Source organism: Micromonospora sp. NPDC051227 (genome assembly GCF_044455385.1).
Lineage (GTDB): Bacteria > Actinomycetota > Actinomycetes > Mycobacteriales > Micromonosporaceae > Micromonospora.
In genome coordinates this window covers 435,850-453,072 of the sequence record NZ_JBITET010000004.1, presented here as the reverse complement: position 1 = coordinate 453,072, position 17,223 = coordinate 435,850, and the positions used below count along the sequence as shown (strand labels likewise).

General features: G+C 70.9%; 17 protein-coding genes and 1 pseudogene. 7 read left to right on the top strand and 11 right to left on the bottom strand.

What is annotated here, in order from left to right; all coding sequences use genetic code 11:
* Positions 1-62 precede the first annotated feature (62 nt).
* Together ACIA47_RS13585 and ACIA47_RS13580 are read right to left on the bottom strand one after the other, a co-directional pair.
* Positions 63-209, bottom strand: coding sequence for a hypothetical protein (locus tag ACIA47_RS13585; protein ID WP_396708249.1), 147 nt, complete (start codon positions 207-209; stop codon positions 63-65).
* Positions 210-628: pseudogene (locus ACIA47_RS13580) on the bottom strand (ferritin-like fold-containing protein); the annotation flags it as partial.
* A gap of 424 nt (positions 629-1,052) precedes the next feature.
* Here ACIA47_RS13580 and ACIA47_RS13575 point away from each other — a divergent pair.
* The gene (locus ACIA47_RS13575) at positions 1,053-2,753 is read left to right on the top strand and encodes a DEAD/DEAH box helicase (RefSeq protein WP_396707899.1); all 1,701 of its coding nucleotides are present in this window, start codon (positions 1,053-1,055) and stop codon (positions 2,751-2,753) included.
* An 88-nt stretch (positions 2,754-2,841) separates the two neighbouring features.
* On the top strand, positions 2,842-3,996 hold the full coding sequence (locus ACIA47_RS13570) for a class I SAM-dependent methyltransferase (protein ID WP_396707897.1): 1,155 nt from the start codon (positions 2,842-2,844) through the stop codon (positions 3,994-3,996).
* Positions 3,997-4,007: 11 nt separating this feature from the next.
* On the opposite strand, the gene ACIA47_RS13565 is transcribed toward ACIA47_RS13570, so the two are convergent.
* Complete coding sequence (locus ACIA47_RS13565; protein WP_396707895.1) at positions 4,008-4,448, bottom strand: hypothetical protein; 441 nt, start codon at positions 4,446-4,448, stop codon at positions 4,008-4,010.
* Positions 4,449-4,696: 248 nt separating this feature from the next.
* Between ACIA47_RS13565 and ACIA47_RS13560 the strand changes: the two genes are divergently transcribed.
* Positions 4,697-5,113 carry a helix-turn-helix domain-containing protein gene (locus ACIA47_RS13560; protein WP_091402568.1) on the top strand — a complete coding sequence of 139 codons (417 nt, stop codon included), beginning with the start codon at positions 4,697-4,699 and terminating at the stop codon, positions 5,111-5,113.
* Between the two features lie 55 nt (positions 5,114-5,168).
* Here the strand turns inward: ACIA47_RS13560 and ACIA47_RS13555 are convergent, their stop codons facing one another.
* Entirely contained in the window at positions 5,169-5,804 is a 636-nt protein-coding gene (locus ACIA47_RS13555; protein WP_396707893.1) for a TetR/AcrR family transcriptional regulator, read from the bottom strand.
* 145 nt (positions 5,805-5,949) lie between these two features.
* On the opposite strand from ACIA47_RS13555, the gene ACIA47_RS13550 reads away from it, so the two are divergent.
* Positions 5,950-6,729: a glucose 1-dehydrogenase gene (locus tag ACIA47_RS13550; protein ID WP_396707891.1), complete on the top strand. Its 780-nt coding sequence runs from the start codon at positions 5,950-5,952 to the stop codon at positions 6,727-6,729.
* Positions 6,726-7,196 (top strand): nitroreductase/quinone reductase family protein, encoded by a 471-nt coding sequence (locus ACIA47_RS13545; protein WP_396707889.1) that lies wholly within the window; start codon positions 6,726-6,728, stop codon positions 7,194-7,196. The genes ACIA47_RS13550 and ACIA47_RS13545 overlap by 4 nt, the downstream gene beginning before the upstream one ends.
* 100 nt (positions 7,197-7,296) lie before the next feature.
* On the opposite strand, the gene ACIA47_RS13540 is transcribed toward ACIA47_RS13545, so the two are convergent.
* From ACIA47_RS13540 to ACIA47_RS13510, 7 genes are all read right to left on the bottom strand, one after another.
* Positions 7,297-8,223 carry a hypothetical protein gene (locus ACIA47_RS13540; protein ID WP_396707887.1) on the bottom strand — a complete coding sequence of 309 codons (927 nt, stop codon included), beginning with the start codon at positions 8,221-8,223 and terminating at the stop codon, positions 7,297-7,299.
* Between the two features lie 201 nt (positions 8,224-8,424).
* Positions 8,425-10,557: a DEAD/DEAH box helicase gene (locus ACIA47_RS13535; protein WP_396707885.1), complete on the bottom strand. Its 2,133-nt coding sequence runs from the start codon at positions 10,555-10,557 to the stop codon at positions 8,425-8,427.
* A gap of 99 nt (positions 10,558-10,656) precedes the next feature.
* The gene (locus ACIA47_RS13530; protein WP_396707883.1) at positions 10,657-11,766 is read right to left on the bottom strand and encodes a branched-chain amino acid ABC transporter permease; all 1,110 of its coding nucleotides are present in this window, start codon (positions 11,764-11,766) and stop codon (positions 10,657-10,659) included.
* Entirely contained in the window at positions 11,763-12,653 is an 891-nt protein-coding gene (locus tag ACIA47_RS13525; protein WP_210859659.1) for a branched-chain amino acid ABC transporter permease, read from the bottom strand. Before ACIA47_RS13525 ends, ACIA47_RS13530 begins: the two co-directional genes overlap by 4 nt.
* Positions 12,653-13,378, bottom strand: a complete 726-nt coding sequence (locus ACIA47_RS13520; protein WP_396707881.1) for an ABC transporter ATP-binding protein — start codon at positions 13,376-13,378, stop codon at positions 12,653-12,655. The genes ACIA47_RS13525 and ACIA47_RS13520 overlap by 1 nt, the downstream gene beginning before the upstream one ends.
* Positions 13,378-14,121 (bottom strand): ABC transporter ATP-binding protein, encoded by a 744-nt coding sequence (locus ACIA47_RS13515; protein ID WP_396707879.1) that lies wholly within the window; start codon positions 14,119-14,121, stop codon positions 13,378-13,380. The genes ACIA47_RS13520 and ACIA47_RS13515 overlap by 1 nt, the downstream gene beginning before the upstream one ends.
* A gap of 2 nt (positions 14,122-14,123) precedes the next feature.
* Positions 14,124-15,323 carry a substrate-binding domain-containing protein gene (locus tag ACIA47_RS13510; protein WP_396707877.1) on the bottom strand — a complete coding sequence of 400 codons (1,200 nt, stop codon included), beginning with the start codon at positions 15,321-15,323 and terminating at the stop codon, positions 14,124-14,126.
* 194 nt (positions 15,324-15,517) lie between these two features.
* Between ACIA47_RS13510 and ACIA47_RS13505 the strand changes: the two genes are divergently transcribed.
* On the top strand, positions 15,518-15,676 hold the full coding sequence (locus tag ACIA47_RS13505) for a hypothetical protein (RefSeq protein WP_396707875.1): 159 nt from the start codon (positions 15,518-15,520) through the stop codon (positions 15,674-15,676).
* Positions 15,677-16,039: 363 nt separating this feature from the next.
* The gene (gene tcmP, locus ACIA47_RS13500; RefSeq protein WP_396707873.1) at positions 16,040-17,215 is read left to right on the top strand and encodes a three-Cys-motif partner protein TcmP; all 1,176 of its coding nucleotides are present in this window, start codon (positions 16,040-16,042) and stop codon (positions 17,213-17,215) included.
* Positions 17,216-17,223: the final 8 nt, after the last annotated feature.

Below are 17,223 nucleotides of genomic sequence, written 5' to 3'. Positions count from 1 at the left end.
CGCGGCAGGTCGGCAATCGGCCCACCTGCCGCAGGCCGGCACCGGCCGACCCGTCCGGGTGGTCAGTTGTTCAGCCCGGCGGCGGCCATCCGCGCCGTGTGCGCGGTGGTGAGCCTGCCGAACAGCCCCGGCACGTCGACCCGGCCGTCGCGTGCGATCAGCGCGGTGAGGGTGGCCCGCTCGGCGGCGACGCGGCCGGCCTGGGACAACGCCTCACCGACCAGCCGGCGGGCCCACATCGAGAGTCGACCAGCCACCCGGGGTCGTCGGCGACGGCCACCCGGATCTCCGCCGCGGCGAAATCCGCGTACCGGGAGTCGTGCAGCACGTCCAGCACCAGCACCCGGTCCGGTTCCTCCAGCGTATCGGCGATCTCGCGAACGAAGTCGTCGGTGATCGCGTCGCCCACGTACGCCTTGGTGACCACTTCCGCCCAGTCCCGTGGCTCGGTCGAATCGTGGTACGCCTGCAACGGCTCGACATAGGGCGCCATCGCATCCTCCGGCGGTACACCCAGCGCGGTGAGCCGATCGGCGAGGCGCCGGTAGTTGGCGATCTCGGCCGCGGCCATCTCGTTCAGTGCGGCCCGGCGGCGCAGGTCAGGAGCGAGCCGGGCATCGCCCGCCATCCGCTCGAAGGCGAGCAGTTCACCGAAGGCGACCAGACCCAGCAGGTCGGCGTACGCGGAACCGGAAGCGGACACGAGCGGCAGGCTATCGCGTGCCGGCCCTGGCGCGCGGCCCGCGCACTTCGCCCAAGCCGCACTTCACGATCAAGGTCGACGGGATGGGCGGCGGGCAATCACTGTGGTGTAGGTCACATTTACTTGCCCCGCGTGGCGAGTGGCCGACCGGGAATCGCGACGGGGACATGCCTGTTCAGGTAACATGGAGCAGTTGCCGTGGGCGCCGATCTGATCGAAGCTCAGCCCGCAGCGCGCGTGCGGCCCGGTCCGGCTCGGCAATCTGCCGCCGACCGTGTGGCCCGCGTCATACCGAACGCGCCCTGAGGACATGACGGGCGCACCCACGAGAGGGCACCCCCACATCCACATGAGCGACCTGACTCAAGACTTGTTGGACGGCCAGGAACTGGCCCCCACCGCCCCGGTTCGACCGGAGGCCCCCACGTTCGCCGCACTCGGCGCCCGCGCCGAGACCGTCGAGGCCCTGGCCTCGGCCGGCATCACCCGCGCCTTCGCCATCCAGGAGTACGCGATCCCGATCGCGCTGCGTGGCGTCGACCTGATCGGTCAGGCGCCCACCGGCACCGGCAAGACCCTCGGCTTCGGCGTACCGCTGCTCGACCGCGTCTTCGCCCCGGGCGAGGGCAGCGACGGCGTCCCCCAGGCGCTGGTCGTCGTCCCCACCCGTGAGCTGGGCATCCAGGTCGCCAAGGACCTGGCCGCCGCCGGCCGGACGCGTGGCGTCCGGGTGCTGCCGATCTACGGCGGCGTGGCCTACGAGCCGCAGATCGACGCGCTCCGCAAGGGCGTCGAGATCCTGGTCGGCACGCCTGGCCGACTGATGGACCTGCAGAAGCAGAAGCACCTCCGGCTCGACCGGGTGCACGCACTCGTCCTCGACGAGGCCGACCGGATGCTCGACCTGGGCTTCCTCGACGACGTCGAGAAGATCCTGGCGATGCTGCCGGAAGACCGGCAGACGATGCTCTTCTCGGCCACCATGCCGGACCCGATCGTCACCCTGTCGCGGCGCTTCCTGCGCCAGCCGATGACGATCCACGCCGGGCACACCGCCGAGACCGGCCCGTCCCCGCAGACCCAGCAGCTGGTCTACCGCACCCACTCGATGAACAAGGTCGAGGTGGTGGCGCGCATCCTCCAGGCGGAGGGGCGTGGCCTGACCATGATCTTCACGCGGACCAAGCGGGCCGCCGACCGGGTCGCCGAGGATCTCGACTTCCGCGGGTTCGCGGTCGCCGCGGTGCATGGTGACCTCGGCCAGGGCGCCCGCGAGCGGGCTCTGCGGGCCTTCCGGGCCGGCAAGATCGACATCCTGGTCGCCACCGACGTGGCGGCCCGTGGGCTGGACGTCACCGGCGTCACCCACGTCATCAACTACGACTGCCCAGAAGACCAGGACACCTACACCCACCGGATCGGTCGTACCGGCCGGGCCGGCGCGACGGGTGTCGCGGTGACCTTCGTCGACTGGGACGACATGCCGCGCTGGCGGATCATCGACAAGACCCTCGGTCTGGAGATGCCGGAGCCGCCGGAGACGTACCACACGTCGCCGCACCTCTACACCGATCTGCACATCTCCACCGAGGTCAGCGGCACGCTGCCCACGGCCGAGCGCACCCGCGCCGGGCTGTCCGCCGAGATCGAAGAGGATCTGGGTGGGACGACCCGCTCCCGCCGGGGTGACAGTGGTGGTCGGGGCCCCCGACGCGGCGAGAGCCGCAGCGAGGGTCGCGGTGAGGGTCGCGGCGAGCGCCGTGGCCGGGGCGATGGCCGCCGCGACCGCTCCGACGCCGACACGCCGGCCGTCGTCGAGGCACCTGCGGCCGACGCCGCCGACGAAGGCGCCCGTACCCCCCGCCGCCGGCGTCGCCGCCGGGCCGGCGAGGTGGTCGCGGCCGAGGCGACCGCGGTGATCTCCGCCGACGCCGGCCCCTCCGAGCCGGCCACCGCGTCCGACGGCGAGGCGTCCAAGCCGCGCCGCCGACGCCGCCGCCGTGGTGGCGGTTCCGGTACGGACACGCCGGCCGAGGCGACCGCGGACTGACCACCAGCCACACCTGACATCCCCCGCACCGCCTCGCGCGGTACGGGGGATGTTCCCTTCTCCCACCCCACCTGCCGAAGATGGAACGATGCCGCAACCACTGGACGCCGCCCTGACCGAGGTTCGGGCGCTGCTGCTCGACCCCGCGCTGACCCGGGCGGTCGCCGCCGGACGTCGACGCGGTCGCCGCCCCACCGTTGAGCGGGCCGAACTGCGGCCGGTGCGGCTCAAGGCCGGCCCCCGGATGCAGATCACCACGTCCGACGGTGCTCGCCCCTACACCCGCAACCTCGCCTCCGGTGCGGAGGCCGCTGCGGCGATCGACGAACTGCTGGCCGAGCCGTTCGGCAACTGGCACGTCGAGACGGCCGACGCGACCCTTCAACTGCGGGTGACCAAGTCCGGCGAGGCGCAGGTGCACCGGGCCGCGACGTCCCGTCCGGCGGCGACGCCCACCGGAAACGACCGGACGAAGGAATATTTGCTCGACCCCGGCGACCCGATCTTCGCGGAGATCGGTGGCTCGGCGGCCAAGCGCCGCCAGGTGGACGCGTTCCTGCGGGCCCTGGCCGCGACCCTGCCCGACGATCTGACCGGTCCGCTACGGGTGGTCGACCTCGGCTGCGGCAACGCCTACCTGACGTTCGCCGCGTACCGCTACCTGACGAGTCGGGGCCTCGACGTCCAGCTGGTCGGCGTGGACGTCCGGGAGGACCAGCGGCGGCGCAACACCGAGCTGGCGCAGCGGCTGGGCTGGGCCGACCAGGTCAGCTTCGTGGCCGGGACGATCGCCGACGCCGTCGTCGACCCCGCCCCCGACCTGGTGCTGGCGCTGCACGCCTGCGACACCGCCACCGACGAGGCGCTGGCCCGCGCGGTGCGCTGGGAGGCCCGCTGGGTGCTGGCCGCCCCGTGCTGCCATCACGATCTGGCGAAGCAGCTCCGCGCCCATCCCGCCCCGGCCCCGTACGAGCTGCTGACCCGGCAGGGCATCCTGCGCGAGCGCTTCGCCGACGTGCTCACCGACGCCCTGCGCGCCGGGCTGCTGCGGGTGCACGGGTACCGGACCGAGGTGGTGGAGTTCGTGGACTCGCAGCACACCCCGCGTAACCTGCTGATCCGCGCCCGTCGTACCGGTGCCGAGGCGACCGAGCCGCAGCGCGCGGAGTACCGCGAGCTGGTGGACCAGTGGCAGGTCACTCCCCGGCTGGAGACCCTGCTGGCCACCGGAGAGGCGCCCTAGCTCCTCGGGGGCTAGCGTCGGCGGTCCCGGCCACCGTTGCGCTCGCTGGCACCACGGTCGAGGACCGACACCCGGTCGACGGCGGGCCGCTGGGCGGCCCACTCACCGCCGCCCGGTGCGGTCGGGAATGGTACGACCTTGCCCCCGGTCTCGGCGTTGCCGGCCGCCGCGAAGGCGTTCCAGGAGATGTCGACCAGCAACTTCTTCACCTCGGCGTGCCGGATGGCGGCGTTGTGTTGCAACGCCATCCGGGCGCCGAGCAGGACCGCGACGAGCGTGGTGGTGATGGTGCCGGTGGCGGCCAGCACCTGGAGACCGGTCGCGGAGTCGGTGCGGAGCACCAGGACCAGCAACCAGATCCAGAACGCGGCGGCGAAGACGCCGGCCTTGGCGACGAAGAAGAGGCTCACCGCACCGGGCTGGTACGGCTGGGGGCGGCTCGATTCGGCCATGGTGCTCCTCGGCAGTGGTCCGGTCGGAGGCGGCAGGCGACAGACGCGATGTCGGGACGGGCACCGAGCTTAATGGAAGAACGATGAATATCGCTCGATGCAATTTTCGTTCTGCACACACGCTTCCAGAGAAAAGTCTCGTCCACGGGACAGTTTGTGCGGTCAGTCAATTGTTTCCGGCTCCTGGCGTACTACCCTCGGAAGGCGCATCGTCCCGGTGCTCCGGCAGGAGGGGAAGACACACAGGGATGGGATCAGCCGACGTATCACCGCAGATGGCCTTCGCCCGCTTCGTCCGGCGCGCCATCGATGACGCTCGCGACGAACGTGGCTGGACCGTGACTGATCTTGCCTCGCACACGGGCGTCGGTCGCTCCACCGTCTTCCGCTGGCTGGCCGGCGACTGGCAGGACTATCCCGAGTTGGCCAAGGTGCGCGGCTTCTGTGCCGCGCTGGATCTGCCGGTCGCCGCCGCGTTCCGCGCGCTCGGGCTGCCCGACGCCGGCCCCGCGCCCCGCCGACGCCACGACGACGGCCCGGTCGAGGCCGACGTCCGGGCCATCCTGGACCGGCTGGCCGACCCCACGGTCCCCGCCGAGGAGAAGCACCACATCCGCGACCTGCTCCGCTACCTGGCCCGCCGCCCCATCCGCCGAGCCGGCTAGGGCGTGTCCTGCCGGTCTGGTAGCGGTTGATCGTTGACGAAAGGCGCCGGGAACGTCATTCGCCTGATGCGCCGGTCGCGCCGTACCGTGCGGCGATGGTCTTGACGGCCTCGTCGACCACCTGCGCGATGCGTGCGGCGCTCACCTCCCAGTCCGGCACGAGGAGTTTCGGCCAGAAGACGTAGTTGGAGATCATGCCCAGGAACTGGGTGGCTGCGACGTCCACGTCCTCAATCCGCACCGTGCCCGCCTCGTGCTCGGCCAGGAGATAGCCGCGTACGGACTCGAAGTAGGGCATCTTCCCGTGCGAGAACTGCGCGTGGGCCAGTTCGGGGAACCGTGGCAGCTCGGCGATGACGATCCGGAACAGGTCGGTCATCTGGGGTCGGCTCAACAGCTCGGCGTATCGGCGACCAATGACGCTGAGCCCGTCAACGACGTTGCCTGCCGGCGGAGGCTCCCCCTCGTCAGCGGTCGACCAGGATTCGGTGACGATGGCGTCGAACAGGGCAGCCTTGCTCGGGAACTGCTTGAACAAGGTGGCCCGCGAAACACCCGAGCGCTCTGCTATCCGCGCCAGCGACGTCCGGTCGTAGCCCAACTCGAGGAACAGTGCGGTCGCGGCCGCCACGATCAGCGCACGCTTCTCCTGGGCGACGCGCTGGTGGTACGTCGTCACGACCCTGCTCATGGACCGAGCATACGAGGTGAGTGGCTTGACTCGCCACTGCCGCCGGCGTAGCGTCGGGGCAATGGTGAGTCGCTCGGCTCACCATCGGCCGGCGATCATCGCCGATGATCCCGGTCGGACACCCCCCGTGCCGAAGGAACATCTGATGAACCGCTTCGACAACCAGACCGTGCTCGTGACCGGTGGGACCGGCGGCCAGGGCTCGAGCCACGTACGCGCCTTTCACGCCGAGGGAGCGAACGTGGTGATCGGCGACATCGACGCCGAGCGCGGCGCCGCTCTCGCCGACGAACTCGGGCCCCGTGCTCGCTTCACCCGCCTCGACGTCACCGACGAGAGCTCGTGGTCCGCCGCTGTGCTAGCCGCCGAAAGCGCTTTTGGCGCCCTGGACGTGCTTGTCAACAACGCGGGTGTCCAGAACCCGCCGGCGCCAATCGAGAACACGGAGCAGGCCACGTGGTCGCGCATCCTCGACATCAACCTCACGGGGACCTTCCTCGGCATCAAGGTCGCCACCCCAGCTCTGCGTCGCGCAGCAGGGGGAGCCATCGTCAATATCGCCTCGACCATGGGCCTGGGCGGCACGGCTCACTACGCGCCCTACGTCGCCAGCAAGTGGGCCGTGCGAGGACTCACCCAGACGGCAGCGCTCGAACTCGGCCGCGACCACATCCGTGTGAACACCATCCACCCCGGCGTGATCGCGACGTCCTTCATCCACGAACCAGCGGCTGGCGCCACCGCGGCAATCGCCGACTTCTACTCACCAGAGCCGTTCGCCATCCCCCGCCTCGGCGAGCCGACCGACGTCACCCGTCTTCTCCTTTTCCTCACGTCATCGGACGCGTCGTTCATCACCGGTTCGGAGTACGTCATCGACGGTGGGCTCCTCCTCGGCCCCGCCCTCCAGAACGAGACCGCATGAGCACTCCAGACACGACCGGATCGAGCGACTTCGACGCGTCTTTGTCCCATCTGCCCGATCCGATCCGGCGAGCCATCGAGATCACACCCGCCGCGGGCACCAGGGAACGGATCATCGACATCACGACGCTGGGGCGTCGCACCGGCCGGCCACGCCGCATCGAGATCTTCTTCTACCGAGCCGTGGGCGCAACCTACCTGTGCAGCGGCGCCGGCGGCGCCGCGACCGACTGGCACGCGAACCTTCTCGCCAATCCCGACTTCACCTTCCATCTCAAGAACGGGATCGCCGCGGACCTGCCCGCACGGGCCACGCCGGTCACCGACACAGCCGAGCGTCAGGCCGTGCTGGCGGAAATCGTCGCGGATCTCAATCAGCCCCACGACCCCGGGACCATCCGGCCGACACGCCTCGAAGATTGGGCCGAAAGCCGGCTGATGCGCATCAGCTTCCACCAGCGGCCGTAATCGCGGGGTCCCGCGACAAATGGACGACTCTCATCCCGCCGTTGACGCCTCCCGAGCGGCAGTAACTTCATGATCACCGGGCCGGGGTGAGGGCCGAGGCCTAGGGGACGGTCACTGTGAATTCGGCGGTTCGGACTTCGGCGTTCACCTGGAAGTCGAGGTAGAGGCGGTAGCGGCCCGGGCCAGGGGTGGTCAACCAGAACTTGATCTGACCGTCCGCCAACTCGGTCTCCGGGTGCACGTGCAGATAGCCGAGGTCCCCCTCGCGCAACGCCACCAGGTGCCCGTACGCCCCGAGGTAGCGCTCCAGCGAGGCTGCGCCGCCAGCACCGTCGACCCGGAAGGTCAGCGGCACTGTCGCCCCGGCCTGCGGAGTGCCCTGGTAGCCGACGGTGAAGCCGCCCACGGTCGTCGAGGTGGCCGGCCCCGGCAGTGGACGGGGCCGGTAGTCGCCTGGTGCCACCAGGTCCGCGCCGAGGGTCACCGCGGTCTGCGCGCCGTCGTCGGCGACCACTGTGAAATCGGCGTACGCGCGCCAGAGGCCGGGCTGCGCGAGGGTCAACGGCACCGACCAGGTGCCGTCCGCCGCCATGGTCGGGTGCAGATGCTGGTAACCGGTCAGGTCCCGCCGAACGACGATGAGGTGCATCGGCTTGTCGTGCACGATGGCGAACCGGGTCACCGACCGACGTTGCGCGTCGCGCACCTGGAAGCGGAACTGACCGGGGCGACCCGCCGCGAACTCGGTGGTCAGGGGCGCCAGGGTGAACCCGGCCGAGCTGACCGCCAGACCGCCCGGCTCGGTGGCCGCGCCCTGATCGGTGGTGGTGGCACTGCCGTGGTTGTGCGGCGCGACGCCCGGTGGGTCGGTGTGCTCGGCGGCCAACGACGGGCTGCCGGTGACGGCACCGTTGGCGTTCAGCCGGCCAAGGCCGAAGCCGAGCAGCACCGCCAGCACCAGCCCGCCGACGACCAGCGCCAGCCGGACAGTGCTCCGGTCCGGCTCGGCGGAGCCCTGGTCAGCCACGGCCGACGCCCCGCGCCTGGCCGGCCTCGCCGCCGGCGGTCGGGTCCGTGCCGGCGCACGCGCGGCGGACGGGCTGCTGGTCGGTCATGCCGCCCACGGTACCGCCGCGTCCGGCCACGTCAGGCCGACGCCCGGACAGCGTGGCGACTGTCGCATTCGACACCGCCCGGGAACTTTCCCACCCGACCGGACGGCAGCGGGTCAGCCGGCCACGGCGAGGGCGAGCGGGAGCACGCCGGTCGCGCCGGCCCGGCGTAGGGCCCGGGCCACCAGCGTCATCGTCCAGCCCGAGTCGATCAGGTCGTCGACGAGCAGCACCGGGCCGTCCAGCCCGGCCAGGGCGTCGGCCAGGTCGGTCGGCACGGTGAAGGTGTCGTGCAGCGCGCGTACCCGTTGGGCGCTGTTGCCGCGCGGCCCGGCTGGACCGCCGGGGCCGGCCGCGGGGACCTCGCCGAGCAGCGGCAGCCGGCCCACGGTGGCGATCCGCTCGGCGAGCGAGCCGAGCAGCCGGGGCCGACGCCGGGAACCGACCGCGACCACCGCCACCGGCCGGCGGGGCCACGGGTCGTCGCCGTGCGCCCACGCCTTCAGCACCTCGACGACCGCGCCGGCGACGTCGTCGGGCACCGGCGCGTCCGGCGCCTCCGGGCCGACGAGAGCGCGCAGCCGGCCACCCCAACCCAGGTCGGAGAGGCGCCCGACGGCCCGGCCCGGCAGCGCCTGGTCCGCGGGGGCGATCCGGCCCTTGAGGGGTACGCCCACCGCGTCGAGCCCGGTCGGCCAGAGCTTCTTCGGCGCGATCTCCACGCCGGGTCGGCCCAGGAAGGTCTGCGCGGCGGCGAGCGCGGCCGTCGACACGTCTGCGGCGAAGAGTGGGTCGGCGCACCTGTCGCATCGGCCGCAGTCAGCCGCCTCGGTGTCGTCAAGGCGTTCCCGTAGATACCGCATCCGGCAGTCGGACGTCGTCGCGTACTCCCGCATCGCCTGTTGCTCGACGGTGCGCGCCTCGGCGACGCGGCGCAACCGGGCCTCGTCGTAGACCCACGGCTCGCCGGTGGCGAGCCAACCACCGCGCACCCGGCGGACCGCGCCGTCCACGTCGAGCACCTTGAGCATCAGCTCCAACCGGGCCCGGCGCAGGTCGACGAGGGGTTCGAGCGCCTGGGTGGAGAGCGGGCGGTCGGTGTGCAGGGCGGCCAGCACGGCCCGGACCTGCTGCTCCGGCGGGAACGCGAGCGAGGCGAAGTAACGCCAGATCGCGGCGTCCTCGACGCCGGGCAACAGCAGCACCTCGGCGTGCTCGACGGCGCGGCCCGCACGGCCGACCTGCTGGTAGTACGCGATCGGCGAGGGTGGCGCGCCGAGGTGGACGACGAAGCCCAGGTCGGGCTTGTCGAAGCCCATGCCGAGGGCGCTGGTGGCGACCAACGCCTTGATCTTGTTGTCGAGCAGGTCCTGTTCGGCGGCCCGCCGGTCGGCGTCGTCGGACTGCCCGCTGTACGAGGCGACCGGGTAGCCCCGGGAGCGCAGGAACTCGGCCGTCTCCCCCGCTGCCGCCACGGTCAGCGTGTAGACGATGCCCGAGCCGGGCAGCTGGTCCAGGTGGTCGGCGAGCCAGGCCAGCCGGTGCGCCGGACTGGGCAGGTCGAGCACCCCGAGGCGCAGCGACTCGCGGTCCAGGGTGCCGCGCAGAATGAGGGCGTCGCCCAACTGCTCGGCGACATCCTGGGTGACCCGGGCGTTGGCGGTGGCGGTGGTCGCCAGCACAGGGGTGCGCTCGGGCAGCTCGGCGAGGAACGTCCGCAGCCGCCGGTAGTCCGGTCGGAAGTCGTGCCCCCAGTCGGAGACGCAGTGCGCCTCGTCGACCACCAGCAGGCCGGTGGTGGCGGCCAACTTCGGCAGGACGCCGTCACGAAAGTCCGGGTTGTTGAGGCGTTCCGGGCTGATCAGCAGCACGTCCACCGCGCCGGTCTGGATCTCGGCGGTGATCTCGTCCCACTCGTCGAGGTTCGCCGAGTTGATCGTGCGGGCCCGGATGCCGGCCCGCGCGGCCGCCTCGACCTGGTTGCGCATCAACGCCAGCAGCGGCGAGACGATGACTGTCGGCCCGGCCTGGTGGCCCTGCTCACGGTCCCGGAGCAGGGCGGTGGCCACGAAGTAGACAGCCGACTTGCCCCAACCGGTCCGCTGGACGCACAGCACCCGTCGCCGGTCTACGACCAGTGCCTCGATGGCGCGCCACTGGTCCTCGCGCAGCCGGGCGTGGTCACCGGCCAGCCGGCGCAGCACCGCCTCGGCCCGCTTCCGTACGCCTGCCCGCTCTGCTGTCTCCACCCGGCATTTCTACCAGCGCTGTCCGTCAAGCCCTCGTTGATCAAGAGGTTTGCGTCATCATTCGGCCGGATTCTGACGCAGACCTCTTGATCAACACGGTCAGCGGCGGGGTCGGGGGCGGAGGGCTCGGGTCAGGTGGGACAGGCGGGGGGCCAGGCTGGTCAGGCCTCCGGGGAAGAAGTAGACGGCCAGGATGAAGACCGTGCCCAGGACGAACAGCGGCTGGCTCAGCGGACGGCTGAGGACGGCCGGCAGGTTGTCCACCGCGTCGCTCGTGCCGAAGGCGGTGAGCCGGTGATCCAGGTACATGTAGAGGACACCACCGAGCACCGGACCCCAGCGGGTGCCCGGCCCGCCGAGCACCACCATGACCAGCAGCGACAGGGTCAGCTCGGAGGACGTGATGTGCGGCGACGCGCCGCCGACGATCAGGACGTAGACCACCCCGCCCGCCGACGCCAACCCGCCGGCCAGGGTGAACGCCACCAGCTTGTAGCGGTACGGGTCCAGCCCGAGCACGCCGATCCGCCGCTCGTCGTCACGCAGCCCGGCGAGCACCCGACCGGTCGGCGACCCGCTGACCCGGTGCACCACGAAGACCACCAGGGTCAGGTACGCCAGCGCCAACCAGTACAGGTTGACCGTGTTGGTCACCCCGACCAGGCCTGCGGGCAGGCCGGACACGTCCAGCGGCAGACCCTCCTCGCCGCCGGTGAGCCCGCCGAAGTCCCGGGCCACCAGGATCGCGCCGACCTGGGCGAAGGCCAGCGTGACCATGGCGAACGCGATGCCCACCGTCCGCAGCGCCACCGCGCCGAGCAGCGCGGCGAGGATGGTGCCGCCGGTGATGGTCAGCAGCGCCGCCTGCCACAGGGGCAGACCGGCCCGGGTGATGAGGATGTCGGTGCCGTAGACACCGGCGGCGAAGTACAGCGCGTGCCCGAAGGAGAGCATCCCGGTCCGACCGAAGAGCAGGTCGTACCCGGCCGCCAGGCCGCCGAAGATGAGGCAGATGGCGAGCAGTTGCAGGGTGCCGGGTGAGTTGACCGGCCCCTCGAAGATCCCCGGCAGGGAGATCGTCGAATACGGCAGGATCGCCAGCACGACCAGTGCGACCAGCGGCAGGAACGGGCGGACCCGGTGCCACCGCCCCCGCTGCGGGCTCAGTTCGTCGGGCACCTGTGCGCGAGGCGCGTCGATCACCGTCATGCCGTTGCCACCTTTCCGGCGATGCCCTGCGGGCGCAGCAGCAGCACCACGGCCAGCAGCCCGACCACGCAGATGTCGCCCAGCCCGGACGTGCCGTAGTAGTTGACGAACTGCTGCACCAGCCCGACCACGACCGCCGCGTACGCGGAGCCGACCACCGAGCCCATCCCGCCGATCACCACCACGATGAACGCGAAGATCAGCAGCGAGCCGCCCTGCCCGGGCGAGACGGTGCCGAAGTAGACCCCGCCGAGCGCGCCGGCGAGCGCGGCGGCCGCCCCACCGATCGCGAAGACCAGCGTGAACGCCTTGCGGACGTCGATGCCCAGCGCGGTCACCATCTCCCGGTTCTCCACCCCGGCGCGGATCACCAGGCCGTACCGGGTCCAGCGCAGGAACGCCAGGATCGCGCCGAGCACCAGCACCGCTGCGATGATCAGCAGCAGGCCACCGTTGGGCACCTGCGCGCCGAGGATCCCGGTCACCTGCCGGGTCCAGTCCGGACGCGGGAACGGCCGGGCGTCCGCACCCCAGGTGGCCTGGAGCAACGCCACCCCGGCCAGCGACAGCCCGACGGTGACCAGCACCTGCTCGATGGTGCGGGAGTACAGCGGGCGGATCAGCACCAGCTCGACCAGGATCGCGACCAGCGTGCCGGCGGCCACCCCGAAGGCGACAGCGAACACGAAGCCGAACCCGTCCGGGCCGGCGCCCGGCAGGTTGCCCGCCGCCCACCAGGTGCCGTACGCGCCGACGCCGAGGAACAGCCCGTGCGCGAAGTTGAGCACGTCGGCCAGGCCGAAGACCAGGGACAGGCCGGAGGCGACCAGGAAGTACAGCGCCGCCAGGCCGAGCCCGGTCAACGTCAACAGAATCACGGTGCCCATCAGTGGGACACCTCCGCCGAGCCGACACCGAGCAGCGACTTCGTCAACGCGGTCTCCAACAGCAACTCGTGGGCGTCGCCGGTCCAGGCCACCTTGCCGGCGGCCAGCACGACAGCGTCGCGGGCCAGTCGACGTACGACGGCAAGGTTCTGCTCGACGAGCAGCACCGGCACCGACTCCCCGACCCGTTCCAACACCTCGGCCACCTCGGTCACCACCTTCGGCGCCAACCCCTTGGTCGGCTCGTCGACGAGCAGCAGCCGGTTGTCGTTGAGCAGCACCCGACCGATGGCGAGCATCTGCTGCTGCCCGCCGGACAGCGAACCGGCCCGTTGCCGTCCGCGCCGGTCCAGCTCCGGAAAGAGGGCGAAGACCTTGTCGTACGCCGGGGTGGTGCCGCGCCGCTCGGCGAGCCGCAGGTTCTCCGCGACGGTGAGCCCGGCGAACACGCAGCGGTCCTCGGGCACGTAGCCGAGCCCACCGCGGACCAGCCGGTGCGTCGGTCGGGACAGCAGACTCTGCGCACCCATCCGGATGGTGCCGCGGACCTCCCCGGCAGGCGGGGTGAGGCCGACGATCGCGCGCAGCGTGGTGGTCTTGCCGACGCCGTTGCGACCGAGCAGGACGGTCACGCCGGTCGGGGCGACAGTGAAGGACACCCCTTGGAGGATGTGCAGCCCGGAGATCCGGACCGACAGCTCCTCCACACTGAGGATCGGTTCCATCAGAGCGACTCCCCCAGGTAGGCCTCTTGCACCGTGGGGTTGGCCATCACCGTCTCCGGGGTGTCGCAGGCCAGCAGCGCGCCGTGGTGCATGACGGCGATCCGGTCGGCCAGCTCCAGGATGACGTCCATGTGGTGCTCGACCATCAGCACCGACCGGCCGCTGTCGCCGGTCAACGACTTGATGACGGCGACCAGCTCGGGCACGTCCTCGGCGCTGACCCCGGCCATCGGCTCGTCCAGCAGCATCACCCGCGGTTCACCGGCGAGCAGCAGCGCGATCTCCAGCTTGCGCTTCTCGCCGTGGGCCAGGGTGCCGGCGAGCGCCGTACCCCGGTGGGCGAGGCCGACCCGGTCGAGCGCCGCGTCGGCGGCGGCGGCGACCTCCCGGTCGGCCGCCGCCCGCCGCCACAGCGCCATCGAGCCCCCGCGGTGCGCCTGCACGGCGAGCCGGACGTTCTCCCGCACGCTGAGCGAGCCGAAGACCGAGGACGCCTGGAAGGTACGGCCCAGACCGAGGCGGGCCCGCCGGTGCGGCGGAAGCCCCCCGATGTCCTGCCCGTCCAGGACGATCCGGCCCTCGGTGGCCCGGCGCAGGCCGGTGATCAGGTTGAACAGTGAGGTCTTGCCGGCGCCGTTCGGCCCGATGACGCCCAGGAACTCCCCCGGCGCCAGATCGAGGTAGACGCTGTCGACGATGGCGACCTCACCGATCCGCCAGGTCAGACCGCGGGTGGCGAGCATGGTCAGCCCTTCATGGCCACGGCCGGCGGCGCGGTCTCGTCACCGGTGAGGCTCTTCTGCGCGGTCGCCGTGAACGCGGTGCCGCTGCCGGTCAGCTTGGCCTGGAACATCGGCTGGAGCAGCGCGTGGTCGGCGGCCCGGATGGTCATCTTGCCCTTGACCCCGTCGAAGCTCCAGCCCTCCAGGGCGGTGACCATCTTGTCGACGTCGTCCCCACCCTCCTGCGCGGCCCGGACCACCATCTGCGCGGCGGCGAAGCCGTCCGGGTGGAACAGGTCGATGGTGTCGACCTTGGCCTTCAGCGCCTTGCTGGCCTCGGTGTCGCTGGCACCGTCGAAGTAGTGCGACAGGAAGGAGATCTTCGCGCCGGCAGCACCGAAGGTCGGCCACGAGGCGCGGATGTCCAGTCCGGTGACGACAGTGGTGGACGAGAGAACGCCCTGCTGGTCGAGGGTCTGCCACATGGCCGGGGCGGTCGTACCCGCCCACGCCACGAAGAGCAGGTCCGGCTTCGCGGCCTTGATCTGGCTGGCGAACGGGGTGAACTCGGTGGCGCTGGCCGGGGCCCGGACGCTGCTCACGGTCGCGCCCGCACTGCCGATGACGGCCTTGACGGCGGCCTCGTTGGCGTCACCGAACGCGCCGTCCTGGGCGAAGACCACTACCTTCTTGCCGGTGGGGTCTCCGATGAACGACTTGGCGGTCACCACGTCCTGGTACGACTGCCGACCGGAGCGGAAGGTGTACTTGTTCGCGCCGGTCACCGCGTCCGTGGCGGCCGGGCCGGAGATGAACAGCACCTTGTTCTGCGCCGCGATCGGCGCCACCTGGAGCGCCACACCGGAGGCGGTGGAGCCGGCGATGATCTTTGTGCCCTTGCCGATCAGGTCCTTCGCCGCGGAGACCGCCTTGGCCGGGTCGCCCGCGTCGTCGACCTCGGTCAGCTCGATCTTCCGGTCACCGACCTTGCCGGTGCCCTTGGTGGCGAAGTCCAGCCCCGCCTTGAACCCCTCGATGTACTGCTTTCCGTAACTGGCCAGGGCTCCCGACTGGGAGTACACGAGGCCGACCTTGACCGGCGCGGCGCTGTCGCCGCCGCCGGTGGCGGTGTCCTGCGGGCTGCCACAGGCCGTGGCGGCCAGCGCCGCGGCCATCATCGTGGCGGCGGAAAGGAACGCCCGCCGCGTCGTCCGGACCGTCATTGCGACTCCACATGAGGACTCAGAGGGAGAGAACTTCTTCGTGACGGCTCACGCTAGAAGTGACGTCACCCACGAGCTATGTGGCGGAAACACACAAGTAACAGGAATGAGGTGGCCGGAGGTTACAGCGGGACGCACCACCAGCCGGGAGCCCACGCCCTCGATGGCCCAAACCCCCACGGACCAGCCGAGCCGTGTGTCGCCCCGCGCCATTCGCCCGGTTCGGTCAGCCGCAGACTCCGTCGTGGGCCGCCGCGCGCGGGCAGCGTCGGCAACCGTCCAGCAAGCACCGCGAGCTGATCACCGGCCAGCCCGGCCGGGGCACCTACGTCGCCGAACAAGCCGCCCGCTGACGCTCCCTCCCTCCGCCCCCTCCCACCCTCCGCACTCGTCCGCCGTCACCCCTCCCGCCCACCGCGTCGCTGAAGCCGCAGCCGAGGCCGGCGAGGTCGAGGCCAGCGAGGTCGAGGCCGGCGAGGTCGAGTGGGCGAAGATCCGCGCAACTTCCCTGTTGTTGCTGCTTCCGCCGGCCCTGAGCCAGCAACAACAGGGAAGTTGCTGCCGCCTGCTGCCTCAACCGGCACCGGCGCCTCTGCCCGCCTGCGTCTACGCCGGGGACGCCGCTGGCGATCCGAGTGACCCCTTCCGTGGGGCAGCGAGCTCAGAAACACAGCGCTACCTTCTCATGACCGCACGTGAGTGTCACAGGAGGGCCGTTGTCCAACAACGACGAATTTTTTCGGTCGAAGAAGGCAGCGGCCGTACTGAAGCACGGCATCCTCAAGCGCTATCCCGTGGTCTTCGCCTCCAAGACAGGGCAGGGCAACCCGATCGTCTTCCTCGACGGCTACGCCGGCAGAGGCGAGTACGACGGTGGAGAGCCGGGATCTCCGCTGCTGTTGTCCCGGTGCGCCGAGTTCGTTCAAGGCTTCCGCGACGTGCTCGCGTTCTTCGTCGAGCAGGATCCGGACAGCTACGCGAACCTGGAGCAGGTGCTCCGCGACAAGGGCGGGGTGGTTCGACGTGAACTTCGCCAGGGCACCCTTGACCAGCACCTGCCCGAGGTGCTGGCCTTAGCCAAGGGTGCCTCGCTCTTCGCCTTTCTCGATCCCTTCGGGCCGGCTCTTGACTTCGATCTGATCCGGACGCGGCTGCTCGGGGGCCCCAACTGGCCGCCGACCGAATTGCTACTGCACTTCAGCGTTTCCACCGTGGCTCGGATGGGACGGGCCGTCCACGTTGCCGAGAGTCGATCGGGTGGGCTGTCGGAGAGCGACCGGAGGACGGCCGCGCGATTGGATCGATTCCTGGGTAGCGGCTGGTGGCGCAGCTATTTCGCCGAGGTGTCGGATGCGGGCGATGACCAGCGCGCCACGGACGTCGCACTCCGGGTTGCGGACAGGTACGCCCGAGATCTCACCCAGGGGTCCAACTACCAGGCGGTGCAGATGCCGGTGCGCCCACGCCCGGGTCTCGCCCCGAAATACGTCCTCGCCCTGTTCACCACCCATGGCGAAGGTGCCTGGCATTTCGCCGACACCCTCGGCAAGGCTGGCGTCGAATGGGAGGAGGCGTGGGTCCGGGAGCAGATCCGCCGGGGCGACCACGTAGCGGAGACGCTGTTCGGCGACGGTCCCGTCTTCGACGCCGAGCAGTACAAGGCCGAGAACGCCCCTCGCTGGTCAGGTGCGATCGAGCGGAACATCATCAAATTGCTCGAACAGACCTCTACGGTCAAGATCGTCGATCATGTGCCAGAGGTCTACGGTGACGTACTTGGGCACGCCTGGGCACCACATGTACGACAGGCCGTCAAGTCGCTGCATCGACAGGGCCGGATCAGCAGCCCTGGCACCGGTGACTTCTGGAAGGAAGTCCTCTGGCGGCCTTGAGCCGGGCC